22 protein-coding genes are annotated in these 23,278 nt (G+C 72.0%); 10 read left to right on the forward strand and 12 right to left on the reverse strand.

Features of this window, described 5'->3' with window-relative positions:
- Positions 1-666 carry a hypothetical protein gene (locus ABD466_RS18730; RefSeq protein ID WP_344658368.1) on the forward strand — a complete coding sequence of 222 codons (666 nt, stop codon included), beginning with the start codon at positions 1-3 and terminating at the stop codon, positions 664-666.
- A 31-nt stretch (positions 667-697) separates the two neighbouring features.
- On the opposite strand, the gene ABD466_RS18735 is transcribed toward ABD466_RS18730, so the two are convergent.
- From ABD466_RS18735 to ABD466_RS18755, 5 genes are all read right to left on the reverse strand, one after another.
- Positions 698-1,405, reverse strand: coding sequence for an endonuclease/exonuclease/phosphatase family protein (locus ABD466_RS18735; protein WP_344658369.1), 708 nt, complete (start codon positions 1,403-1,405; stop codon positions 698-700).
- Positions 1,406-1,506: 101 nt separating this feature from the next.
- On the reverse strand, positions 1,507-2,445 hold the full coding sequence (locus ABD466_RS18740) for an ROK family glucokinase (protein ID WP_344658370.1): 939 nt from the start codon (positions 2,443-2,445) through the stop codon (positions 1,507-1,509).
- Entirely contained in the window at positions 2,445-2,900 is a 456-nt protein-coding gene (locus ABD466_RS18745; protein ID WP_344658371.1) for a DUF5304 family protein, read from the reverse strand. Before ABD466_RS18745 ends, ABD466_RS18740 begins: the two co-directional genes overlap by 1 nt.
- 17 nt (positions 2,901-2,917) lie before the next feature.
- Entirely contained in the window at positions 2,918-4,168 is a 1,251-nt protein-coding gene (locus ABD466_RS18750) for an ArsA family ATPase (protein ID WP_344658372.1), read from the reverse strand.
- On the reverse strand, positions 4,165-4,605 hold the full coding sequence (locus ABD466_RS18755) for an SRPBCC family protein (protein WP_344658373.1): 441 nt from the start codon (positions 4,603-4,605) through the stop codon (positions 4,165-4,167). The genes ABD466_RS18750 and ABD466_RS18755 overlap by 4 nt, the downstream gene beginning before the upstream one ends.
- 253 nt (positions 4,606-4,858) lie before the next feature.
- Between ABD466_RS18755 and ABD466_RS18760 the strand changes: the two genes are divergently transcribed.
- On the forward strand, positions 4,859-6,706 hold the full coding sequence (locus tag ABD466_RS18760) for an AMP-dependent synthetase/ligase (protein WP_344658374.1): 1,848 nt from the start codon (positions 4,859-4,861) through the stop codon (positions 6,704-6,706).
- Between the two features lie 66 nt (positions 6,707-6,772).
- Here ABD466_RS18760 and ABD466_RS18765 read toward each other — a convergent pair whose 3' ends face one another.
- Positions 6,773-7,213, reverse strand: coding sequence for a MarR family winged helix-turn-helix transcriptional regulator (locus ABD466_RS18765; protein WP_344658375.1), 441 nt, complete (start codon positions 7,211-7,213; stop codon positions 6,773-6,775).
- A 98-nt stretch (positions 7,214-7,311) separates the two neighbouring features.
- Between ABD466_RS18765 and ABD466_RS18770 the strand changes: the two genes are divergently transcribed.
- Positions 7,312-7,701, forward strand: a complete 390-nt coding sequence (locus tag ABD466_RS18770) for an RNA-binding protein (RefSeq protein ID WP_344658376.1) — start codon at positions 7,312-7,314, stop codon at positions 7,699-7,701.
- Between the two features lie 43 nt (positions 7,702-7,744).
- On the opposite strand, the gene ABD466_RS18775 is transcribed toward ABD466_RS18770, so the two are convergent.
- Positions 7,745-8,167 (reverse strand): VOC family protein, encoded by a 423-nt coding sequence (locus tag ABD466_RS18775; RefSeq protein WP_344658377.1) that lies wholly within the window; start codon positions 8,165-8,167, stop codon positions 7,745-7,747.
- A gap of 4 nt (positions 8,168-8,171) precedes the next feature.
- The gene (locus ABD466_RS18780; RefSeq protein WP_344658378.1) at positions 8,172-8,612 is read right to left on the reverse strand and encodes a helix-turn-helix transcriptional regulator; all 441 of its coding nucleotides are present in this window, start codon (positions 8,610-8,612) and stop codon (positions 8,172-8,174) included.
- A gap of 102 nt (positions 8,613-8,714) precedes the next feature.
- Here ABD466_RS18780 and ABD466_RS18785 point away from each other — a divergent pair, with 102 nt between their 5' ends.
- Positions 8,715-11,219, forward strand: coding sequence for an excinuclease ABC subunit UvrA (locus ABD466_RS18785; RefSeq protein ID WP_344658379.1), 2,505 nt, complete (start codon positions 8,715-8,717; stop codon positions 11,217-11,219).
- Positions 11,220-11,234: 15 nt separating this feature from the next.
- On the forward strand, positions 11,235-12,218 hold the full coding sequence (locus ABD466_RS18790; RefSeq protein ID WP_344658380.1) for an aldo/keto reductase: 984 nt from the start codon (positions 11,235-11,237) through the stop codon (positions 12,216-12,218).
- Between the two features lie 87 nt (positions 12,219-12,305).
- Here ABD466_RS18790 and ABD466_RS18795 read toward each other — a convergent pair whose 3' ends face one another.
- Positions 12,306-13,478: a glycosyltransferase family 4 protein gene (locus ABD466_RS18795; RefSeq protein WP_344658381.1), complete on the reverse strand. Its 1,173-nt coding sequence runs from the start codon at positions 13,476-13,478 to the stop codon at positions 12,306-12,308.
- 313 nt (positions 13,479-13,791) lie between these two features.
- Between ABD466_RS18795 and ABD466_RS18800 the strand changes: the two genes are divergently transcribed.
- Complete coding sequence (locus ABD466_RS18800; protein ID WP_344658382.1) at positions 13,792-15,186, forward strand: glycosyltransferase 87 family protein; 1,395 nt, start codon at positions 13,792-13,794, stop codon at positions 15,184-15,186.
- 1,311 nt (positions 15,187-16,497) lie between these two features.
- On the opposite strand, the gene ABD466_RS18805 is transcribed toward ABD466_RS18800, so the two are convergent.
- Entirely contained in the window at positions 16,498-17,730 is a 1,233-nt protein-coding gene (locus tag ABD466_RS18805; protein ID WP_344658383.1) for a cytochrome P450, read from the reverse strand.
- A gap of 59 nt (positions 17,731-17,789) precedes the next feature.
- Here ABD466_RS18805 and ABD466_RS18810 point away from each other — a divergent pair, with 59 nt between their 5' ends.
- Entirely contained in the window at positions 17,790-18,392 is a 603-nt protein-coding gene (locus ABD466_RS18810; protein ID WP_344658384.1) for a TetR/AcrR family transcriptional regulator, read from the forward strand.
- Between the two features lie 10 nt (positions 18,393-18,402).
- Positions 18,403-19,335, forward strand: a complete 933-nt coding sequence (locus ABD466_RS18815; RefSeq protein WP_344658385.1) for a DUF4429 domain-containing protein — start codon at positions 18,403-18,405, stop codon at positions 19,333-19,335.
- Positions 19,336-19,347: 12 nt separating this feature from the next.
- On the opposite strand, the gene ABD466_RS18820 is transcribed toward ABD466_RS18815, so the two are convergent.
- Positions 19,348-21,030: a serine/threonine-protein kinase gene (locus ABD466_RS18820; protein WP_344658386.1), complete on the reverse strand. Its 1,683-nt coding sequence runs from the start codon at positions 21,028-21,030 to the stop codon at positions 19,348-19,350.
- A 116-nt stretch (positions 21,031-21,146) separates the two neighbouring features.
- On the reverse strand, positions 21,147-22,073 hold the full coding sequence (locus tag ABD466_RS18825) for an alpha/beta fold hydrolase (protein WP_344658387.1): 927 nt from the start codon (positions 22,071-22,073) through the stop codon (positions 21,147-21,149).
- A gap of 80 nt (positions 22,074-22,153) precedes the next feature.
- On the opposite strand from ABD466_RS18825, the gene ABD466_RS18830 reads away from it, so the two are divergent.
- Together ABD466_RS18830 and ABD466_RS18835 are read left to right on the forward strand one after the other, a co-directional pair.
- Positions 22,154-22,684, forward strand: coding sequence for a helix-turn-helix domain-containing protein (locus ABD466_RS18830; RefSeq protein ID WP_344658388.1), 531 nt, complete (start codon positions 22,154-22,156; stop codon positions 22,682-22,684).
- A gap of 101 nt (positions 22,685-22,785) precedes the next feature.
- A complete protein-coding gene (locus ABD466_RS18835) occupies positions 22,786-23,220 on the forward strand; it encodes a nucleoside deaminase (protein ID WP_344658389.1) in 435 nt (144 codons plus the stop codon).
- Positions 23,221-23,278: the final 58 nt, after the last annotated feature.

The following is a 23,278-nucleotide window of genomic DNA, read 5'->3' on the forward strand; positions in this document are numbered from 1 at the left end:
GTGAGCACCGCCAACGAACAGCCCGGCCCCGGCCTGCCCGAGGAGCCGGTGGAGTCGGTGGAGTCGGACCTGCCGGCCGAGCACGCCGAGCTCCCCGACCACGCCGAGGGCGCCGCCGAGCCCGGCCCGGACGCGGCCGTCGGCGCCGAGCCGGCCACCGAGACCGAGACCGTGGTCGCCGAGACCGAGGACGAGCGCATCGCCCGCGAGCGCGTCGAGTTCGAGAAGCTGGTCGCCGCGTTCCACGGCGAGTCGGCTCCCGACCCGCAGGGAGGCCGCCCGGAGGCCGGGAGCGGCGCGGTCCCGGGCCCGAGCCGGCCGCACAAGATCATCCGCTACCCCGTCCTGGATCCCCGGCCGGAGTGGGAAGGCAGCATCGTCGAGCCCACCGACGAGACCACCGCCGACCCGCTGGACTACGTCGAGCACTACGAGCCGCCGGACCCGGAGCTGCCGCAGGCCAGCGCCGCGACACTGGCGTCGTGGACCATGCTGATCGGCGGCGTCGTCTTCCTGGTCCTGCACACGCTGCTCGGCTGGCAGACCCCGGAGTACCTGGGCTGGCTGGCGATCATCGGGGTGTTCGGCGGCATCATCACGCTGGTCATGCGGATGAAACCGGACCGGGACGAGTACGACGATCCGGACAACGGCGCGGTCGTCTGAGACCCCGCTGAGACCCCGCCACTGAGGTTCCTCAGATCGTCACCACGGCCAGCACCGGCCGGTGGTCGCTCGCGATCGCCATGTCGGCCTGACGGGCCAGGTCCGTCGGCACTCCGGCCCGCATCACCGTCGCGTCCCGCGAGACGAACACCGCGTCCAACCGTTGATACGGGTCCTTCGCAGTGGACGTGTACTCCTCCCCCTCGGGTGCCGCCTGCCAGGCATCGGCCAGCCGCGAGGTCAGCGTCACCCATTCGGAGCTGTCGGGACGGCTGTTGAAGTCCCCGCACAGCACCCGCGTCGGCGTCCGCTCCCGCTCCGCGAACGCGTCGAGCCGCTCGAGCACCTCCCCGGCCTGGTCACGGCGCTGCGCGTCGTCCAAGCTCAAGTGTGTGGAGGCCACGGTGAAGGCGCTCTGGCCGACCGTGACGGCCGCCATCGCCATGCCGCGCAGATGCAGACCCCTGCGGTGCCGCAGATACAGCGTCTCCTTCGCCGTGATCCGCACGCGTCCACCGGCCAGCAGCAGGTTCCCGGAGGCGTCGGCTCCGCCGATCACCACGTCCAGGCCGAAGGCCGCGGCCATCGCCCGCGCCGCGCGCCGCCAGCCGAAGAAGCGTGGGGACTCCTGGACGCAGACCACGTCGGGGGCGCAGGCGCGCACCACGCGCGCGAGGGCCGCACGGTCGTCCCGCAGGGAACGCACGTTGTAACTGAGGATTCGCACTGTCTCCGCCATGGCGATCACCACGGTAAGCGGTGATCGCCATGGGGGAAAGCGGTGATCGCTTCCGGCCTGCTGGATGTGGAAGCGAAGACCTCCTGGCCTGGGCAGTACAGCTAGAGCCGCGCGAGGTCCGCGGCGCCGATGAGGCCGGCGTCGGGGCCCAGGGTCGCGGTGAGCACCTGCGCGTACGGGCGGTGGCCGGCGCCGGCCAGCTTGCGGCGGTAGGCCTCGGCGGCCGGGGCCCGGAGCAGGTCGCCGGCCTCGGAGACGCCGCCGGCGAGCACGAACGCGCTCGGGTCGAGCAGCGCCGCCATGTCCGACATCCCCTGGCCCAGCCAGTCGGCGATCTCGTGGAACGCGGCCAGCGCGATCGTGTCGCCGGCGCGGGCGGCCTCGGTGATGTGCGAGCCCTGGATGCCCTCGACCGAGCCGTCGCCCAGGGCGAGGAGGTCCTTGGCCTTGCCGGGGGCCGCGGCGGCGCGCTCCCGGGCGGCGCGGACCAGGGCGCTGCCGGAGGCGTACTGCTCGAAGCAGCCGCGGTTGCCGCAGCCGCAGGGCCGGCCGTCGGGCACGACGCGGTAGTGGCCGGGCTCGCCGCCGATGCCGAACCGGCCCCGGTACAGCGCGCCGCCGAGGATCAGGCCGCCGCCGATGCCGGTGCCGACGGTCAGCACGATCACGTCGTCGTGGCCGGCCGCGGCGCCGAACTTGGCCTCGCCCCAGGCCGCGGCGTTGGCGTCGTTCTCCACCACGACCGGCAGGCCGACGCGCTCCTCGATGCGGGTCTTGAGCGGCTCGTTCACCCAGGACACGTTGGGGGCGAACAGCACGGTGGCGCGGTCGGCGTCGATGAAGCCGGCGGCACCCAGCCCGACCGCGCCGATCTCGTGGTCCCCGCGGACCTTGCGGACCGCCTCGGCGATGGCGTCGGCGGTCTGGTCGGAGTCCTCCGGGGTGGAGACCTTGACCGAGTCGAGGATCTTCCCCTTCTCGTCGACCACGCCGGCCAGGATCTTGGTGCCGCCGATGTCTACGCCGATGGTGAGAGTCATTAGTCCCTGTTCTTCTGTTCGGGCGGATCGATCCGGTCCACCCGCTCGACGGTGATCTTCTCCTGCTGCCGCGCCCCATCGGACTTGTGCCCGGCGCCTCCGTCCCGCCAGTTCTGTTCCGAGCCGCGCACGGCCGACCGGAACGCCTTGGCGACCTCGCGGCCCGCCGCGCCCAGGTGGCGCGCCACCTCAGGGTACGACTCGACGGCCGGCGCGACGACGCGCGCCTCTATGGTCGACCAGAGCTTGCGCGCCTCCTCGGCGAGCGTCCCGAGATCCTCGCGCACGGTGGTGGGCCCTGTCGAGCCGGAGCCGGGCGGTGTCCGGTCCTTGGAAGGCTCGGCACGGTCCGTGGCCTCGCCCTCACCCTCGCCGCCGTTCGCGGACCTCGGCTCGTCCGCGAAGGGGATGTCCTGTTCCTCGGGCTCACCCGTCCTGCCAGTCGCGTCACTCACGGCTCGCGTCCCTCCCGTCAACTGTCGCCGGTTTGTGCGTCTTCACTATCGTCCGTCAGGAACCGCTCGGGCCACAGGTCCTCGTCCGGTTGGAAGCCGACCCGCAGCACGCCGTCGGCGATCCGGGCCGAGGCGATGCGGCAGCGGCGCAGCGCGGCCGGCAGCGGGAACGCGCGGCGGTGCGCGGTGACGCCGGGGACGTCGACGGTCACGACCAGCTCGTCGCCGGAGCGGACCAGCCCCAGCTGGTCCCGTTCGACGCCGGGCAGCGGCAGGTCGTAGCGGTAGTCGTCGCCGTCCGCGACGACCGCGGGCTCCGGCGGGTCGGCGAGCCCGGGGGTGGGGTCGGCGTCGCCGTGGACGGCGGTGCCGAGGGCCGACAGGGCGGTGACGCCCAGCGGCTCGGCCGGCGCGCGCGGGACGTCGGCCAGCGTCTCGGTGTCGGCGCGCAGACCGTGCAGCGCGAGCAGGGTCGGCGCGGCCTGGAGCAGCGGCTGGGCGGCGGCCGCGGGCGAGCCGACGATCCGCACCACGCTGCCGGGATGGGCCAGCGCCATCCGCACCTGGCCGATCTGCGCGGTCGCCTCCTCGGTCCACTGCGTGACCATGGCGAACGGCGACGGCAGGCCGACCAGCCCGGCCAGCAGCGGGCGCAGCGCGCGGGCGGCCTGGCCCTCGACCGGCTTCAGGCGGCGCAGGGCGGCCGCGGCGGTCTCCGGCCAGGCCAGCATCGCCAGCGCGGCCTTCAGCGGCGGCCCGTCGACCACGACGGTGTCCCATTCGGCCGACGCGACCGCGCCGGCGATCTCCCGCAGCGCGAGGATGTCCGGCAGGCCCGGGACCGGGCCGAGCTCGGTGGCGTCCGGGGTGGACAGGCCGGCGGCGGCCAGCGGCCCGGAGAGCAGCTTGGCCAGGTCGACGAGGGCGTTCTCGGTGGCGGCCGCCGGATCGAAGCGGCGGACGGTGAGGTTGGCCAGGAAGCCGTGCCGGCCGGCGCGGCGCGCGCGGCCGGAACGGCCCGAACCGCCTGAACCGCCGGAACCACCCGAATCGTCGGCCTCGTCGAATGCGTCGAGGTCATCGATGTCGAGCACGTTGCCGTCGCCCGACACCCCGGACGCCCCGAGCACCTGCGCCAGCTCCCCGGCGTCGGCCACGCCGAGCAGCAGCACCCGGTGCCCGGCCGCGGCCGCGCGCAGCGCCGTGGCCGCGGCCAGCGTCGTGGTGCCGGCGCCGCCCGGGCCGGTCAGGAAGAGCAGACGGGTCACGCCGCGATCGCCTCGACACGCTTCTTCAGACCGGACAGGGCGCGGTCGATGATCAGCTTCTCGACCTTGCGCTTGAGCAGGCCGACCATCGGCAGCTTCACGTCCACGGCGAGCTGGTAGGTGACGTGGCTGCCGGAGTCGGTCGCCTCGACCACATAGGAGCCGTCGAGCGCGCGCATCATGTTCGAGGAGACGAGGGTCCAGTGGACCTCGGTCCCGCTCGGGTACTCGTATGCCAGAGTGTGCTCGTCGCGCAGCGCCCCGGCGTCCATCCGGAACCAGACGCGGGTGGCGCGGCCGGCGTCGTCGCGCTCGTCGATGCGCGCGTCCTTCACCTCGCCGGTCCACTGCGGATAGGCCTCGAAGTCGGTGATCACCCCGAGCACGGCCTCCGGCGGAGCCGCGATGTCGATGCTGGACTTCGTGCGCTCGGACATGGCCCGCCTCCTCGCCGTCGGTGGTTGCGGCCAAGGCTATCGCGTAGGCCACGGCCGACGACCGGCCGAGGGTCCCGACAGGGCATGATGGTCTCGAAACTCCCTTGGCATGGCCAGGAGTCGCGCAGGTTACAAAACAGCATCAAGTACTACCTACTGGTTGGTAATAAGCAGTAGCGTCAGGGCACCCCGGCCTGGTGGCGTTCGGTCGCCGCGCCGTCCCCGGCCTCGAAGACGAGGAGTCAAGACCAACGTGCGTGAGTTCAGCGTCCCGCCGCTCTACGAAGTCGGTGCCGCCGGAAACCTTACCGACGTCGTCCACGACGCGGCCGAGAAGACTCCCGACGCCGCGCTGCTGGGCCGCAAGGCCGGCGGCACCTGGCACGACGTGACCGCCAAGGCCTTCCTGGCCGAGGTGCGCGCCCTGGCCAAGGGCATCGCCGCGGCCGGGGTGGCGCCCGGCGACCGCGTGGCGCTGATGTCCCGGACCCGGTACGAGTGGACGCTCCTGGACTTCGCGCTGTTCGAGGCCGGCGCCGTCGTGGTGCCGATCTACGAGACCTCCTCCGCCGAGCAGGTGGAGTGGATCCTGTCCGACTCCGGCGCGATCGCGGTGTTCGCCGAGACCTCGGTCAACGCCGCCACCGTGCAGACCGCGCGCACCGGCGCCACCGACTCCGGGCTCGGGGGCGCCCCGGCGGTGCGGGACGTCTGGATCATCGCGCCGGACAGCGGGACCGGCGCCGTCGAGCAGCTGAGCGCGGCCGGCGGCGAGATCACCGACGAGGAGCTGGACCGGCGCCGCACCGCCGCCACGCCGGAGTCGCCGGCCTCGCTGATCTACACCTCGGGCACCACCGGCCGGCCCAAGGGCTGCGTGCTGACCCACGGCCAGTTCCTGGCCGAGTGCCACAACGTGACGCGCATGGCCGAGGCCGCGTTCAACAGCTCCGGCTCGACGCTGCTGTTCCTGCCGCTGGCGCACGTGCTGGCCCGGGTGATCCAGACCGCGGCGCTGACCGCACGGGTCAAGCTCGGGCACTGCTCGGACACCAAGAAGATCGTGGAGGAGCTCGGCTCCTTCAAGCCGACCTTCATCCTGTCCGTGCCGCGGGTGTTCGAGAAGGTCTACAACGGCGCGTCGCAGAAGGCGCACGCCGAGGGCAAGGGCGCCATCTTCGACAAGGCCGCGGCCACCGCGATCGCCTGGTCCCGCGCCGACTACGCGGGCAAGGTCCCGCTGGGCCTGAAGGTCAAGCACGCGGTCTTCGACAAGCTGGTCTACGGCAAGCTGCGCGCCGCCCTGGGCGGCAACGCCACCCTCGCGGTCTCCGGCGGCGCGCCGCTGGGCACCCGGCTGGTGCACTTCTTCCACGGCATCGGCCTGGCGGTCCAGGAGGGCTACGGCCTGACCGAGACCTGCGCGGCGATCACCCTGAACCCGATCGGCGCCCCCCGCCCCGGCACCGTCGGCGTCCCGGTGCCCGGGGCCTCGGTGAAGATCGCCGACGACGGCGAGATCCTGGTCAAGGGCCCGATGGTGTTCTCCGGCTACTACAACAACGACGGCGCCACCGCCGACGCGGTCAAGGACGGCTGGTTCGCCACCGGCGACCTGGGCTCGCTGGACAAGGACGGCTACCTGTCCATCACCGGCCGCAAGAAGGAGATCCTGGTCACCGCGGGCGGCAAGAACGTGGCGCCGGCCGTCCTGGAGGACCGCATCAACGCCCACCCCCTGGTGAACCTGTCGATGGTGGTCGGCGACAAGCAGCCCTTCATCGCCGCCCTGGTCACCCTCGACCCCGAGGGCCTCCCGATCTGGGCCGAGGCCCACGGCAAGCCGGCGAACTGGACGATCGCCGAGGCCGCCGCCGACCCGGACGTCCGCGCCGAGATCCAGAAGGCCGTCGACGACGCCAACCGCGCCGTCAGCCACGCCGAGGCGATCAAGAAGTTCACGGTGCTGGGCTCGGAGTGGAGCGTCGAGGGCGGACAGGTGACGCCGTCGATGAAGCTGAAGCGCAACGTGGTGATGCTGGAGAACGCCGAGGACGTGGAGGCGTTGTACGCGGGGGTCGGGTCGACGACCGGGCAGTAGCAGCAGATCCCGCCAGAGGTTCCTGAGCGAGAAGGGCGTCCCCCCTCGGACGCCCTTCTCGCTTTTCTAGAACGGCCCTTCCTCGACGAAGCGCCGCAGGCCGCGGGCGAAGGCCTCGGCCTCCCCCGGCGGCCACGTCGCCAGACACGCCTCGATCCGCTCGGCGAACCGCCGCCGCATCTCCGCCACCGCCGCGACCCCGGCCTCGGTGAGGACGAGCAGCACCGCGCGTCTGTCCGCCGGATCCGGCTGCCTGCGCAGCAGCCCGGCCGCTTCGAGCCGGCTCGCGTGCCGGCTCACCCCCGAGCGGTCGATGCCGACCACGGCGGCCAGGTCGGCGGCGTTGCACGGACCGGTCCTGGCCAGGCCGCTGAGGACCGGGTACGCGTTCTCGTCGAGGCCTTCTGCGATGTCGGCGACCAGCGCCGCGTAGAGGCCGGTCCGGGTGCTCCGTTGGATGAGCAGGCCGATCGCTTCGGCGACGTCGCCGCCGGTGAGGGAGGTCATGGACCCAGAATAGCGTGCACGGCGCACGCATCTGCTACGGTCGCTCCGACAAGATGCGTGCAAGACGCACGCAAACTCACTTCTCCTGGGAGCCCACCATGGCCACGACCATCGCCTCCGCCCTGACCGACCTGCTCCTCACCCCGGAGCTGCCGCTCGCCACGGCGATCGACCGGCACTTCGCCCCGGACTACCGCCAGCGCACCGACGGCGTGTGGGCCGACCGGGCCGAGTTCACGTCCCACATCGCCCACCTGCGCACGGTGGTCGCCGACGGCGTGATCCACGTCCACGAGGAGGTCGCCGAGGAACCCGTCTACGCCGAGCGCCACACGATCCACGTCGTGAAGGTCGACGGTTCGACGACCTCTCACGAGGTCTACGTCTTCGCCGAGCGCGCCCCCGACGGACGCTTCGTCCGCCTCGAAGAGGTCACGCTGATGCTGGCCGGCGCAGAGGCGGACCGGGGGCTCGGCAGCGCGCGGTGAGCCTCGCCGCCGTCGACGGGGTTCACTCTGTCGCGATCAAAGTTCACCCCATCGAGTAGGGCTTCATCAGCCGGATGTGGTTCCCGGACGGGTCCCGGAACGAGGAGTCACGGCCATAGGGCTCATCCGTCGGCTTGTCGACGAACTCCACCCCCTTGGCCGTGAGCTCGGCGTAGGTGGCGTCGACGTCATCGGTGGTGAGGAACAGGAAGCCGGCCAGCCCCTTGCCCATCAGCTCCTCGACCTTGGCCTTGGTGGCGTCGTCCATCACCGGCTCGCCCGGGATCTTCATGAGCACGATGCTGATGTCCGGCTGATGCGCGGGCCCGACACTCAACCACCGGAAACCGCCCATCTCCGGCAACGAGACATCGGCTCGCACGACCATGCCGAGCGTCTTGGTGTAGAACTCCAGGGCCACGTCCTGATCGTGGACCCAGATCTGGGTGCTGTTGAACGAGATCATGAACTCACGCTAGGGGCCCGGCCTCCGCGCCGTCTTCTCGAAACGTCCGGTTCCTCCGCCGCCCGTACTCCCGCCGCACACACCCCGGCACCAGCGCGAAGTCAGCAGCCGGCGGATGCGCGGCCCGGTAGGCGGTGGGCGACAGCCCGTACACGCGCGTGAAGCTGGTGGTGAAGGAACCGACACTGGTCAGCCCGACGGCACAGCAGATGTCGGCGACGGCGTAGTCGGTGTGCCGCAGCAACGCGGCCGCCCGCTCCAGCCGCCGCGTGAGCAGGTAGGCGTGCGGCGACTCGCCGAACGCGCGGCGGAACTCCCGCGAGAAGTGCGCCCGCGACAGGCGCGCCGCTGCGGCGAGGTCCGCGACGGTCAGCGGGTCGGCGAAGCGGGCGTCGGCGAGGTCTTTGGCGCGCTGGAGGTGGCGGGCGGGTGGTACTGGGGCCACGGTCGTGAGCGTAGTAGGTGGTGGGGGGCAGGTGGACAGCCGGGCACGGGCCGGCGGCCGGCGAACGTGCGTGGCCACCCCCGCCCCGCTACCGTTACCTCCATGGTCGACAACCCTCCTGAGCTGGGAAGTTCGGGAAGCATCCACGTTCAGGACGCCGCCGAACACAACCTCCAGCGCATCACCGTCGCCATTCCCCGCGACCGCGTCGTCGCCTTCACCGGCGTCTCGGGCTCCGGCAAGTCCTCCCTGGCCTTCGCCACCATTTATGCCGAGGCCCAACGCCGCTACCTCGAATCCGTGGCGCCCTACGCCCGCCGGCTCCTCGACCAGGGTGCGGCGCCGCACGTCGGCAGCATCACCGGGCTGCCGCCCGCCGTCGCCCTGCGGCAGAACCACGGCGGCGGAAGCGCGCGGTCCAGTGTCGGGACCGTCAGTCGCGTGTCGAACGTTCTCCGCATGCTCTACTCGCGCGCGGGCACCTACCCCGCCGGTGCCGAGCCGGTCGACTCCGACTGGTTCTCGCCCAACACCGCTGTGGGCGCGTGCCCCACCTGCCACGGCCTCGGCCGCCGCTACACCGTCGACGAAGACCGACTCGTCGGGGACGACTCGCTGAGCATCCGGGACGGTGCCGTCGCCGCCTGGCCGGGGGCGTGGCAGGGCAAGAACTACCGCGACATCCTCGGGGAGCTCGGCATCGACATCGACGCCCCCTTCCGCTCCCTGCCCGCCGACAAGCGGCGCTGGCTGCTCACCACTGAGGAGCAGCCGGTCGTCACGGTGCACCCGGTCCGTGAGGCGCACCGCATCACCCGGCCCTACCAGGGTACTTACATGTCGCCGAAGAGCTGGGTCCTTCACACCTACGCCACCACCAAGAGTGCCCCGCTGCGGGCCAAGGCCGCGTCCTTCCTCACCGCGGAGGCGTGTCCGACGTGCGATGGACGCCGCCTGAACCCCTTCGCGCTGAGTGTCACGGTCGCGGGGGCCGATATCGCCCGGGCCGGCGCGCTTCCCCTCGTCGACCTCGCTGACCTGCTTCAGCGCGCCCGTGCGCACCCCGACACCGCCGCGCTGTCCCCCGCGCGGCGCCAGGCCGCCGAGGCGCTGATCGGCAACCTCGACGAGCGCCTCAAGACGCTGATCGAACTCGGTCTCGGCTACCTGAGCACGGACCGCGCCACCACCACCCTGTCCGGCGGCGAGTTCCAGCGCCTGCATCTGGCGACGCAGCTGGGCAGCGGTCTGTTCGGGGTGCTGTACGTCCTCGACGAGCCCTCGGCGGGCCTGCATCCCGCGGACACCGAGCTGCTGCTCACCGCCCTGCGCCGCCTGCGCGCCGCCGGGAACTCGGTGTTCGTGGTGGAGCACGACCCGGCCGTGGTCGCCGACGCCGACTGGCTCGTCGACCTCGGTCCCGGTGCCGGGCGGCACGGCGGCCGCGTGCTCTACAGCGGGGAGGGGGCCGGGCTCGCCGACGTGGCCGAGTCGGTGACCGCCCGCTACCTCTTCGGCCGCGCGCCGGACATCCGGCCCGCGAGGACCCGCGAGCCCTCCTCGTGGCTCACTCTGTACGACGTCACCCGCCACAACCTCGACCGCCTCACCGTCCGCTTTCCGCTCGGGACGCTGACCGCGGTCACCGGCGTCTCCGGCTCCGGCAAGTCGACCCTCGTCGGACAAGTCCTCGCCGCGACGATCCGTGACCACCTCGGTGCCGCCGACGACCAGGCGGCCGACGCCGACGCGCCCGAGGACGAAGCCGGGGCCCTGGGCGACGACCGCATCATCGCCGTCCCCAAGGCCGACGGCCTCGACGCGGTGCACCGCCTGGTCCAGGTGGACCAGAAGCCGATCGGCCGGACACCGCGCTCGAACCTGGCGACCTACACCGGGCTCTTCGACTCCGTCCGCAAGCTGTTCGCCGCCCAGCCGCTGGCGAGGGAACGCCGTTACACCGCCAGCCGCTTCAGCTTCAACCTCCCCGACGGCCGCTGCCCGAACTGCCAGGGCGAGGGTGAGGTCAGCGTGGAGCTGCTGTTCCTGCCGACGGAGTCGGCGCCGTGCCCGGTGTGCTCGGGCGCGAGGTACAACCCTGAGACGCTCGAAGTCCTGGTGGACGGCAAGTCGATCGCCGACGTCCTGGCCCTCAGCGTCGAGGACGCGGTGCCCTTCCTGCACGATCTGCCCACCGCGCACCGCATCCTGACCCTGCTCGACGACATCGGCCTCGGCTACCTCACCCTCGGCCAGAGCGCGACCACCCTGTCCGGCGGCGAGGCCCAGCGCATCAAACTCGTCAGCGAACTGCACCGCGCGCGCCGCGGCCACACCCTCTACCTCCTGGACGAGCCGACCAGCGGACTGCACCCGGCCGACGCCGACCTGCTCCTGGCCCGGCTCCAGGACCTGGTGGACCACGGCAACACGGTCGTCATCGTGGAGCACGACCTGCGCATCGCGGCCGCCGCCGACTGGCTCCTCGACCTCGGCCCCGGCGCCGGGGCGGCCGGCGGGCGGGTCGTCGCCGAGGGTGCCCCCGCCGGAGTATTCGCTGGCGGCACCGGACTGACTGCGCGATTCTTGGCCGAGTACGTCTCATAGAACGGATGCAATCTGTTGCGATATGTACGGCTTGGCAACACCGGTATGAAAGTCTCCCGCCTCTGCCTGGGCATGATGAGCTACGGAAGCCCCGAGTCCCGCGCCTGGATCCTGCGTGAGGACGACGCGCTGCCCCTGGTCACCCGGGCCGCGGAGGGCGGGATCACGTATTTCGACACCGCCGACATGTACTCCGGCGGCGCCAGTGAGGAAGTGACGGGCCGTATCCTGCGGCGGCTCTTCGCGCGGCGCGACGAGTACGTCCTGGCGACGAAGGTCTTCTTCCCGATGGGTCCCGGCCCGAACGACTCCGGCCTGTCCCGCAAGCACATCCTGTCCGGCGTCGACGCCTCGCTGCGCCGGCTCGGCACCGACTACATCGACCTCTACCAGATCCACCGCTGGGACTACGAGACGCCGATCGAGGAGACCATGGAGGCGCTGCACGACGTGGTGCGCTCCGGCAAGGTCCGCTACATCGGCGCGTCCAGCATGTTCACGTGGCAGTTCGCGAAGGCGCAGTACACGGCGGACCTGCGCGGCTGGACCCGCTTCGTCTCCATGCAGAACCACTACAACCTGGTGTACCGCGAGGAGGAGACGGAGATGATCCCCTTCTGCCTCGACCAGGGCGTCGGTGTGGTGCCGTGGAGCCCGCTGGCCCGCGGCCTGCTGGCCGGCGTGCGGAAGAAGGACGGCGGCGCGACCACGACCCGTTCGACCAGCGACCCCTACGCGGCGGAGCTCTACGACGAGAGCGACCACGCGGTCGTCGACGCCGCCCAGGCGGTCGCCGAGGCCAGGGGCGTGCCGATGGCGCAGGTGGCGCTCGCGTGGCTGCTCGGCAAGCCGGGTGTGACGGCGCCGATCTTCGGGGCCACGAAGCCGCACCACATCGAGGACGCGATCGCCGCCGAGCAGCTGGAGCTGACGGAGGCGGAGGTGGCGGCCCTGGAGGCTCCGTACCGGCCGCATCCGGTGCGCGGCCACCACGACTAGGCAGGTCGGCGGAGCAGGAGGACTCGCAGAACGCGGCGGCGGCCGGGCGACTCGCCCGGCCGCCGCGTCACCCAGCTCGACGCCCCGTCAGACCCCGACCCTCACGCCGGGGTCCAACAACCGCCGCAACGTCTGCGCGATCGAGTCCCACTGCCACTTCTCCTCGACCCACGCCCGGCCGCGCTCCCCCATCTCCTTGGCCTTCACCGGGTCCTTGAGCAGCTCCACGCACCGCGCCGCGCACCGTTCGACCGAGTCCCCCGGCACGACGTAGCCGGTCTCGCCCTCGATCACGGCCTCCGGCGCCCCGCCGCTGTCGCCCGCGATCACCGGCAGCCCGACGGCCGACGCCTCCAGGTACACGATCCCGAGTCCCTCGACGTCCAGCCCGAAGCGCCGGGTCCGGCACGGCATCGCGAAGACGTCGCCGACCGCGAACAGCGTCGGCAGCCGCTCCCACGGCACCGAGCCGGTGAACACCACGTGCTCGGCCACGCCCTCGGACTCGGCCAGCTTCTTCAGGTCCGCGGCATAGGGGCCGCCGCTGCCGATCAGCAGCGCCGCGTCCGGGACCGCACGGCGGATCAGCGGCAGGGCCCTGATCAGGGTGTCCTGGCCCTTGCGCGGCACCAGCCGCGACACGCACGCCACCACCGGCCGGTCGGCGAGGCCGAGGGAGGCCCGCAGCTCGGCGGCGCCCTCGGGGTGCGGGTGGAACATGTCGACGTCGACGCCCGGCGTCAGCTGCACCATGCGCGCCGCGGCGGCCGGCGTCAGCGCCTTGGCGATCCGCGCGCGGTGGTACTCGTTCAGGTAGGTGACGCAGTCCACCTCGTCGGCGATGCGCCGGAGCAGGTCGCGCGCGCCGGGCAGCTTGGCCCAGCCGGACTCGTGCCCGTGCGTGGTGGCGACCAGCCGCCGCACCCCGGCCTTGCGCAGCGCCGGGGCCATCAGCCCGAGCGGCGCCGCGGCGCCGAACCACACCGCCTCCGCGCCGATCTCCCTGGCGATGGCGACGGCCCGCTTCGTCCGATCCGGTGTCGGCAGCAGCACGCCGGTCCTCTCGCGGATCACCCGGTGCGGCTGCGCGGCGTCGAACTCGCGGCAGCGCGCCGGGTCGCCGTGCCAGGACGAGGCGTAGACCACGGTCTGCTCGGACGGGAGCCGCTCGACCATGTTCTGCACGAACTGCTGGATCCCGCCGGGCCTGGGCGGATAGTCGTTGGTGACCACGAGAATCGTCAAAGTCCAGCCTTCCATCCCAGGTCACTCGGCGTTGGCCCGTAACTTACTGGAGTGTAGCCGCGACCGTCGGCCCTTGATGCACCGGGCGCACCGGCGCTCGACACTAGTGTCCTGCGCCGGAAATCCGCTGCGGAAATCGACTCCAGGAACGACCCTGGCGGCGCCGATGCCTTGACCGCTGCGCGGCCAAGCTGAACAGCCACGACCAACCAGGTCGAGGCAGTTCATCCGGCTTGCCAGGCCCGCCCCTGAAGCCGATTTCCATCACCTTCACACCACAAGCTCGCCTCAGCCGTCGGGCACCGGATTTCCGGCGCAGGACACTAGGATGTCGTCCACCATGAAGATCGCCCGCCGCCAGCGCGTCGTGCCCTGGTACGCCGCAACCAGGCTGCTGCTTCTCCTGCTGGCCCTGAACGTGCTGCACTACTTCAACCGCGGCGCGATCATCGGCGACGTCCAGCTGTACCACCAGTGGATCACCGGCTCGTTCGACCACGGCGAGTACCCGCTGGACGATCAGAAGTGGCAGTACCCGCCGGGTGCGGCCGGGCCGCTGCTGCTGCCGCACTGGCTGCCAGGCAGCTACTTCGTGATGTTCTTCCTGATGTGCCTCGCGGCGGACGTGCTCGTGTTCGTGCTCCTGCTGCGCGCCGCGCGCGCCGCCGACCCGGACCAGCCGAGCCCGGCCGGTCCGTGGCTGTGGACGCTCGGCGTCGCGGCCATCGGCCCCATGGCCTACGGCCGCTACGACCTGGTCGTCACCGCCACCGCCGTCGCCGCGCTCACCGTGACGCTGCGCTCCAAGCGCGCCACGGCGATCACCCGCGGCGCGCTGATCGGCGTCGGAGCGTTCCTCAAACTGTGGCCGGCGGCGTTGCTGTTCGGCGCGCCGAAGCGGCGCAACGGCCGGCTGCTGGTCGGCGTGGCGGCGGCCGCGGCCGTGGTCCCGACGCTGCTGCTCCAGCTGTTCTCCCCGGGCGTGCTGTCCTTCCTGACCAACCAGAAGAGCCGCGGCATCCAGGTGGAGTCGGTGTTCGCCTCGCCGTTCCTGGTCGGGAAGTGGTTCGGCTGGTCCGGGACCGCCCGGCCCACCGAGTTCGGCGCGTTCGAGTACTTCGGCACGGGTGTCACGGCCGCCGGGAAGGCGGCGCTGGTCGCGACGGCGGCCGGGTTCGCGGCGCTGCTGCTGATCCGGCGGCGGGCGGCGGTGCGCGGCGGGTTCCCGTTCCCCGCGATGCTGGCCGACGTCGGCCTCGCGGCCGTGCTGGTGGCGGTCGTGACCAGCCGCGTGCTGTCGCCGCAGTACCTGGTGTGGCTGCTGGGGGTGGCGGCGGTGTGCCTGACCCGGCGCGCCACGCTCATGCGGACCCCGGCCTGGCTGGTCCTCGGCGCGGTCTCGGTGACCCAGCTGATCTTCCCGCTGTTCTACCACTCGCTGCGCGGCGGCCAGGTCTATTCCGGCCTGATCCTGCTCGGCCGCAACGCGGTCCTGGTGACGGCCGCGATCCTGGCCCTGCGAGCGCTGTGGCGGGCGACCGGGCCGGCTTCAGGACTTCTTCTTGAGCAGGGACTGGACACTCGTGGCCTCGGCGAGAACGTCAGCGCGCCATTTGACCGTGAAATCCTTCGTCGTGGTGCCGAGGACCGTCCGGAAGGCCTGATCCACCGGATCAGCCGTCCCCTCCGGCGCGCTGCCGACGGCGTCGTAGAAAGCGACTAGTTTCGCCTGGCCGTACTTCTCGGCGATGTACGCGCAGGCCAGGTGGCTGATCTGGTACGTCCGCGACACCGCGGCGCCGTCCCCGTGGAAGTCGTCCGTGACCGGCAGCTCCTCCGGTTTCCATCCCCCGCCCACGGCGTTCGCCAGTTCCAGGAACTTGCGGTCGGCGGAGATGGTCGAGCTCAGGTAGCCGGTGTAGTCGGCCGCGCCCTCGGACAGCCACAGCGGCACCGCGGCGGTGGTCCAGGCTCGGGTGGCGACGTGGGTGAGCTCGTGGTCGAAGAAGAACTGCCACGCGTCCGGCGCTTCGGCGTTGAACGCGTCCGGGTTGATCAGCACCCGGCTGGCCGGGGCGCCGGTCAGCGACTTGCCGCCCTCCCCCGCGGTGATCGCGACGACGCCCCGCAGGCTCCCGGGACTCGCGTTCAGCAGTGTCTCCACCTGGTCCTGGGTGTTCGGCACGAGCACCAGCACGTCCCCGCTCCAGCCCGCCGCGCCCCACACCTTCGCGGCCTTGCCGGCGGCGTGGTCGGCCAGGTCCGCGAACGGCTTCAGCCGCTGCTCGCCGCCGAGCCCGATGACCAGCGAGCGGGAGCCGCGCACGACCGAGACCGGGCCCTGGTCCCAGATCTGGGTGTCGGCGCGCAGGCCGGCCTTGGCGCCGTCGCGGTCCGAGGACAGCAGCCACTTGCCGCCGTGCTGGACGAAGGTCAGGTAGCGGGTCACGGTGACCGGCTGGAAGTCGACGCCGGACAGCTCGTAGGTCTCGGTGACCTGGTAGACGTGCGGGACCCCGGCCTTGGCGAGCGCCTCGGGCTGGGTGTCGGCCAGCTGCATGCTCCACTCGGCGACCGGCAGCGCGGCCAGGTTGTCGAAGCGCTGGGCGTCGGCGTCCTTGAACCAGCCGGCGGCGTCGGTCGACAGGTAGGCGGCCTTGTCGTGGTTCGTGACGGCGATCGCGCGGGAGGCCAGGGTGGCGGTGGCGCCGGCCCGGACCTCCTCCTCGGTGGGGGCGGCGGCCGGCGATGGGGCGGCACAGCGCGCGGCGAGCAGCGCGACCGCCACAGCCAGCACCGCGGCGCCCACGCGCAGCGGGCCGCTCTGGAGCCACTGGGAGGCTGGGACTCTTTGTCCGAGCCGCGCTATCAGCCGAAAATGCTGCGACGCGTAGCGTCTCCTTAACGGGCGGTGGTGGGAGACGGATGGGCGCACAGGCGACAATGCTAGAGGGTGGAGTCGAACATTCGGCCAAACCCGGCCGAGCTTGTCCCGGCACCTTTCAAGGCTTTCACATGCTGATATAGCGGCGAGCTACCCGGCGATCACCGGTAGTGTGTCCAGGCCGCGCAAGTTGATCCGGCCGTTCCACGCCGGCTCGCCGGCCAACGCCAGTCCCGGGAAGCGCGCGGCCAGCCGCTCCACCGCGACGCGGGCCTCCAGCCGGGCCAACGCCGCGCCGAGGCAGTGGTGCGGCCCGCCGCCGAACGAGACGTGGTTCCGGGCGTTCGCGCGGTCCACGCGCAGCTCGGCGGCGTCCGGGCCGAACACCGCCTCGTCGCGGTTGGCCGAGGCCAGGCCGGCGATGACGAACGCGCCGCGCGGGATGGTCTTGCCGCCGACCTCGTACGGCGACAGCGTAATGCGCCGGGACTGCTGGACCGGCGCGTCGTAGCGGAGCATCTCCTCGACCGCGTTCACCGCCAGCTGCGGGGTGTCGTGCAGCTTCTTCAGCTCGCCGGGGGTGCGCAGCAGGGCCAGGGTGCCGTTGCCGATCAGGTTCACCGTGGTCTCGTGGCCCGCGACGTAGAGCAGGATCACCTGCGCGACCAGTTCCTCGTCGGTGAGCCGGTCGCCGTCGGACTCGGCGGCGATGAGCGCGGTCAGCAGGTCGTCGCCGGGGTGCGCGCGCTTGGCGTCGATGAGGCCGGTCACGATCTCCTGCATCGCCAGGCGCGCGCGGTTGATCGGGGCCAGCTGCTCCGGGTCGCCGATCGGCTCCAGGGTGCGGACCAGCAGGCCGCTCAGCTCCCTGATGCGGTCGTGGTCGGCGGCGGGGATGCCGAGCATGCGGGAGATGACGGCGAAGGGGATCGGGAAGGCGAGGATGTCGATGAGGTCGCCGCCGGAGGCGTCGGCCAGGCGTTCCAGCGCGTCGTCGACGAGTTCGGCGACGAAGGGTTCGAGCGCCGCGACGGAGCGCGGGGTGAAGACCTTCGCGACCAGGCCCCGCAGCCGGGTGTGGTCCGGCGGATCGCGGTCGAGCATGGACAGGCCGTAGGTGTCGATCGTCTCGCTGTACTCCGGGTCGGCCTGGAGCATGGCGTCGGCCTGGAGGCGGGCGACGCTGTTCTCCTCGGTGTTGCGGTAGTCGACGGAGTGGCCGGAGCGGAGCAAAGCGGACACGTCCTCGTGGCGGGACAGGATCCAGAAGCCGAAGGGGTGCTCCTGCACCGGGTCGCCTTCGCGCAGCGCGCGGTAGGCGGGGTACGGATCGTCGGTGAACCCGGGGGCGAAGGGGTCGAAGAGTATCTCGGGGTCGGCCATGGCGGACTCACCTGCTCTACGTCGGAAACATACTCTGTGTATGTTCGTATACTCGTAGCATGTCCGGCGTCAAGAGCAGGCGAGAGCAGTACTCCGAGGCGACCCGCGCAGCACTGCTGGAAGCCGCCGCCCGCCGGTTCGCCGAGCACGGCTTCGCGGCCACCGCGCTCGAGGACGTCGCGGCCGACATCCAGGCCACCCGCGGCGCGGTCTACCACCACTTCGCCAACAAGACCGCTCTGTTCCGCGCCGTGTACGAGGACGCCGAGACGGCGATGCTCAAGCGGGTCGAGGCGGCCGCGGCGCTCCACGCCGACGACCCGGGCGCGGCCGCCGACGCCGCGCTGGAGATGTTCCTCGAGTGCTGCTGCGAACCCGTCTACAGCCGGCTGGTGTGGCAGGAGGCTCCGGTCGCGCTGGGCTGGCGGGAGTGGCGGGCCAGCGAGGAGCAGCACGCGTTCGGGATGATCGAGCGGACCATCAGGACCCTCATCGACGTCGGCAAACTGCCACCGCTGCCGGTGACGACGTTCGCCCGCACGGTGATCCACCTGCTCGGGTCGGCGGGCATCGACCTGGCGCTGACGGCCGAGGCCGACCGGGCGCGGGTCAAGGACGAGTACCTCGAAGTGCTGCGGTACATGCTGGGTGGCCGGCCGTAGGATCGAGGCCATGGCCGAGGTGATGGGGAAGAACGGGACCTGGACCTTCGACGGGGGCCTGCTGCGCATCGTTCCGGGGCATGACAAGGAGGTCTCGCGCATCCGGGCCGCGCTCGGCGAGATCGTCGTGCCGGTGGAGGCGGTGGCGGGCGTCGCGTTCGAGGCGGCGCCGGAGGGCGGGAAGAAGGCGAAGCACGGTGCGGGGCGGCTGCGGTTGCGGCTGCGTTCCGGGGCGGATCCGTTCCTGCAGGCCTGCGGGGGCCGCGTCGCCGACGACGCGGATCCGTACCAGCTGGAGATCCCGCTGGAGCGTGGCGGCGTGGCGGAGTACTTCGCGGACGAGGTGCGCGACACGCTGACGGTGGCGCGAGTCCCCAGCGAGCCGACCGACCGGTACCTGGTCGCGCCTCCGCCGGTGCCGGTGACGGCGAACGGGCAGGACGGGGTGGGCTCGTTCGACGGCGAGACGATCCGGCTGGAATGGAACTGGCTGGCGGACCAGAAGAAGCGTGCAGCGGGGAACCGGCAGTGGCCGCTGGCCGCGCTGGAGGCCGTGGAGTGGCGGCCCGCGGTCGGCATGGACTGGGGATGGGTGCGGTTCCGGATCCGCGGGGACGCCGGGACCGTGTCGCCGAACCCGCGGCTGGACCCGAACTGCTTGACGCTGTGGGGGACGAAGAAGGAGAGCGGGACGAGCGCGGTGCTCGCCGCGGCGATCGTGGGGCGGATGGCCCATCCGAACGCAAGTGGCGATGCGGCCGCGGCTCCAGCTGCGGCTCCGGCTGCGGCTCCGGCTCCGGCTCCGGCTGAAACTCCGGCCCACGGCGGCGATCACGACGCTCTGCTGCGGCGGCTGCGCGAACTGGGCGACCTTCATCGCGACGGCGTGCTGACCGAGGAAGAGTTCGCGGTCGCGAAACAGGCGGTGCTGAAGCTGATGTGAGGCCGGGCCGGTCTAGCAGTTCACCGCGCCGCGGACGTCGGCGGGCGCGGCGCTGACAGGCCCGGAACAGACGTCGGAACCCAGGTCGACGGCCTTCCACGCGCCGTCCTGGAGCGCGTAGACCACTTTCGCGTTGCCGACGCTGGCGGAGGTCAGGCGGGCCACGGCCCAGCCGCCGTCGCACTTGAGGACGCTGATGCCGGCGTCGGAAGGGAGCGACCCGGCGTTGAGTTGCTTGGCCAGGGCGAAAGCCTGCTGGTTGGTGGGGCAGGACGGCGCCGAGCTGTGCGTGGAGGTGGTGGCCGGCGGCGGAGGAGGCTCGACGGAACTGCTCGACGCCGATTCACTGCTCGGGGGTTGGGCGGAGCTCGAACTGGACGTCATGGCCTCCGAACTGCTTTCCGGGGTGGACGAGTCCGGGGTGGTGGCGTCCTCAGAGCTCGTTCCGGAGCTCGGAACGGAGTCGGCGGCCGAGGACGCGGGAGGGCTCGCACTCGACGCGGCCGGCGAGTGGTCGTCCATCAGCAGCGCGACGGCGACGCCGATCGCCGCCACCGCCGCCGCGCCGCCGACGGACGCCAGCGTGCGCCGCCGGCGGAGGCCGGGTTGCGTCGGCGACTCGGCCACGGAGGGCGGATAGGGCGTCGCGGTGCTGGTCGGCTGCGGGTTCGCCGGCGGAGGCCACTGCGCCGCGGCCTGAGTGGGGGCGGCCTGCGTCGGTGCCGACGGCTGCCCCGACGCCGACGGCGCCGGCCACTGCCCCGGAGCGGGCGGCACCACCGGCAGCTGTTCCGTCACCGCGACAGTGTTCTCCATCGCCGCCGCGACCGCCGCGTCCTGCCGCGCGATCAGCTCGTACACCGGTTCCGGCCACGGCCGCGCGGCGAGCGGCACCGTCCCGATCCGCGCCAGCACCTCCGCCGGCGTCGGCCGCTCCCCCGGCGCCTTCGCGATGCAGGCTTCGACGACGTCGCGCAACGGCTCCGGCAGCGGTGCCAGATCGGGTTCCGAATGCACGACGTTGTACAGCGTGGCGGGCGTCGAGGCGCCCATGAACGGATCGATCCCGGTACACGCCAGATACAGCACCGCGCCCAGCGAGAACACGTCGCTCGCCGGTGTCAGGGCCTTGCTTTCGGCCTGCTCCGGCGACATGTATCCCGGCGACCCGACGAGCCACCCGGTGTGCGTCAGCTCGCTCGTCCCGCCGTCCGTCGCCCGTGCCACCCCGAAGTCGATGACCCGTGGCCCGTCCGCGGCCAGCAACACGTTCGACGGCTTCAGATCCCGGTGCACGAGCTCGGCGCCGTGGATCTCGCCCAGCGCCGTGGCCAGCCCGGCCGCCAGCCGCATCGCCGCCGGCCCCGGCAACGGGCCTCCGCTGTCCACCGCCTCCCTCAGCGACGGCCCCGGCACGAACACCGTCGCCAGCCACGGCAGCTCCGCCTCGGCGTCGGCGTCCACGACCGCGGCCGTATACGCCCCCGACACCCGCCGCGACGCGTTGACCTCCCGCCGGAACCGTTCGCGGAACCCGGGATCCTCGACATGCTGGGCGTGGACGAGCTTCAACGCCACCAGCCGGCCGTCCCGCCCGCCGGCGAGCAGCACCCGCCCCATGCCGCCACGGCCCAGCTCGCCGAACACCCGGTAGGGTCCGACCTGCCGCGGATCGGACGGGCCGAGTGGCTTCATGGCCGTAACCCTATTAGATAGTGGGCCAATGATGCGGCCGTTCCTTGGCCGTCTGGACAGCCGAGAGAAGGGACCACTCCGGCGAGGCGCTCGGGCCGGCGGTGGAGCGGATGCGGCTATCGAGCCATCAGGTCCCTGACTGCCTGAACCACCGCGTCCGGCCGCCGCATCGGCAGCGTCGCGTGCCCGACACCGGCGATCCGCCGGTTCTCGCCCCGCGTGAACGTCGCGGCGAGTTCGTCGTAGAGGCGGAGCTTGGCTTCGGTCTCGGCCTGGAGCAGCTCGTCGGAGACACCCATCGAGACGGCGCGCTTGAACGGGTCGATGTCCATCGCCGTCAGGGAGATCATCGGGAGCTCCGCCGGCGCCGGCCCGGCCGCGCGCATCTCGTCGTTGAGGGCGCTGATGTTGGCGGCCTCGCGCATGCCGACCCGGAGCCAGTCCGGATGCACGTGGTTGGCGATCAGGGGTTCGCGGATCTCGGCGGGCCAAGCGGTCATCTCCTGCTCGAACAGGCCGCGGTAGAAGTCGGCGACCTCCTGCGGGAGTACATCCGGGAGCTCCTGGTCCGGGTCGAAGGCGTCCCAGCGGTCGGTCAGTTCCTTCGGCATGTACTTGCGAAGGTCCTCATGACCGGTTTCGAGCAGCACCATGCCCGCGACGTGCTCGGGATGGCGGGCCGCCAGGTAGCGCGCGTAGAAGCCGCCGAGGGAATGGCCGACGAAGATGTAGGGCCCTGCGACGTCGGCGACGCGAAGAAGCTCCAGCAGCTCCTCGGTCACGGCCGCGAGCGAGCGCGGGAGACGGACCTCGCGGTCGCTCCAGCCGGTGCCGCCGCGGTCGTAGGTGATGGCGGTGGCGAACTGTCCGACCCCGTCCAGGACCGGCCACAGGTCGAGGCCGACGGAGCCTCCGCCGGGCAGGAGCACGACGGGCGGACGGGCAGCGGTACCCGCGCTGTACGCGAGCAGTTTGCGGCCCTGAACAGCGAAAGACCGGCCCAGCGGCACGGGTTGTTCGGCGGGCGCGTTCAGATCAGACACGGCGGTCTCCCCTCCGGAGGCTGCGCTCCAACTGCATTCCCAACTATGGGAACGGTACCAGAGATGGGAATATAGGGTCCGTGGACACCCTGACCCTGCTGCTGCATCCGGTGCGCCTGCGCATCGTGCACGCCATGACCGGCGGCCTGATCCGCACCACGGGCGACCTGTGCGCGCGGCTCCCCGACGTGCCGAAGACCACGGTGTACCGCCACGTGGGCCTGCTCGCCGACGCCGGCCTGCTGGAAGTGGTGGACGAGCAGCGCGTCCACGGCGCGGTCGAGCGCCACTACCGTCTGCGCGGCCGCCCCCGCGTCGACCCCGCCGACGCCGCCGCGATGAGCGTCGAGGACCACCGCCAGGCCTTCGCCGCCGCCGTGGCCGCCCTGCTGGCCGACTTCGGCGCCTACCTCGACCGCCCCGACGCGGATCCCACCGCCGACTCCGTGGGCTACACGCAGATCCCGCTGTGGCTCAGCAAGGAGGAGCTGGCGGAGATGGTCGAGGAGTTCCGGGCCGGGATCATGGCGCGGATGGGGAACCAGCCTTCTGCGGAACGCGGGTTGTACCTGCTCAGCCCGATCCTGTTCCCGATCGAGGGACCGGGCTGACGACGCCGGACCCGCCCCAGCCGCGGCCGGCCCGGCAGAATGCTCTACGACCGGGCGGCCCGCCGCCCGCAGCGTCGACCACCGAACCACCGGAGGACCCCGTGCTCACGCCCGCCGACGAGACCCTGCTGCGCCGTGCGATCGCCATCGCCGCCCACGCCGTCACCCTGGGCGACGCGCCCTACGGCTCGCTCCTCGCCGACGCGGACGGCACGATCCTGATCGAGGAGCACAACACCGTGAAGCGCGACAACGACATCAGCGCGCATCCGGAGCTGAAGCTCGCCCGCTGGGCCGCCCGCGAACTCTCCCCCGAGGCCGCCGCCAAGACCACGATGTACACCAGCTGCCAGCCGTGCGGCATGTGCACCGGCGGCATCGTGCGCTCCGGGCTCGGCCGCGTGGTGTACGCGCTGGCGACCGACCAGCTCATCGGGCTGAACCCGGGTTCGGAGTGGCCGGTCGTGCCGCAGGACGGGCCGGCGCTGTTCGAGGAGGCGCGGGTGCCGATCGAGGAGTTCTACCGGAAGCCGTGACGCGATGACGCCGTAACGCTGTTTTGCGATGACGCGATGACGCCGCCGAGGATCTCGG

Origin of the sequence: Catenulispora subtropica, from assembly GCF_039531675.1 — a bacterium.
Taxonomy (GTDB): Bacteria; Actinomycetota; Actinomycetes; order Streptomycetales; family Catenulisporaceae; genus Catenulispora; species Catenulispora subtropica.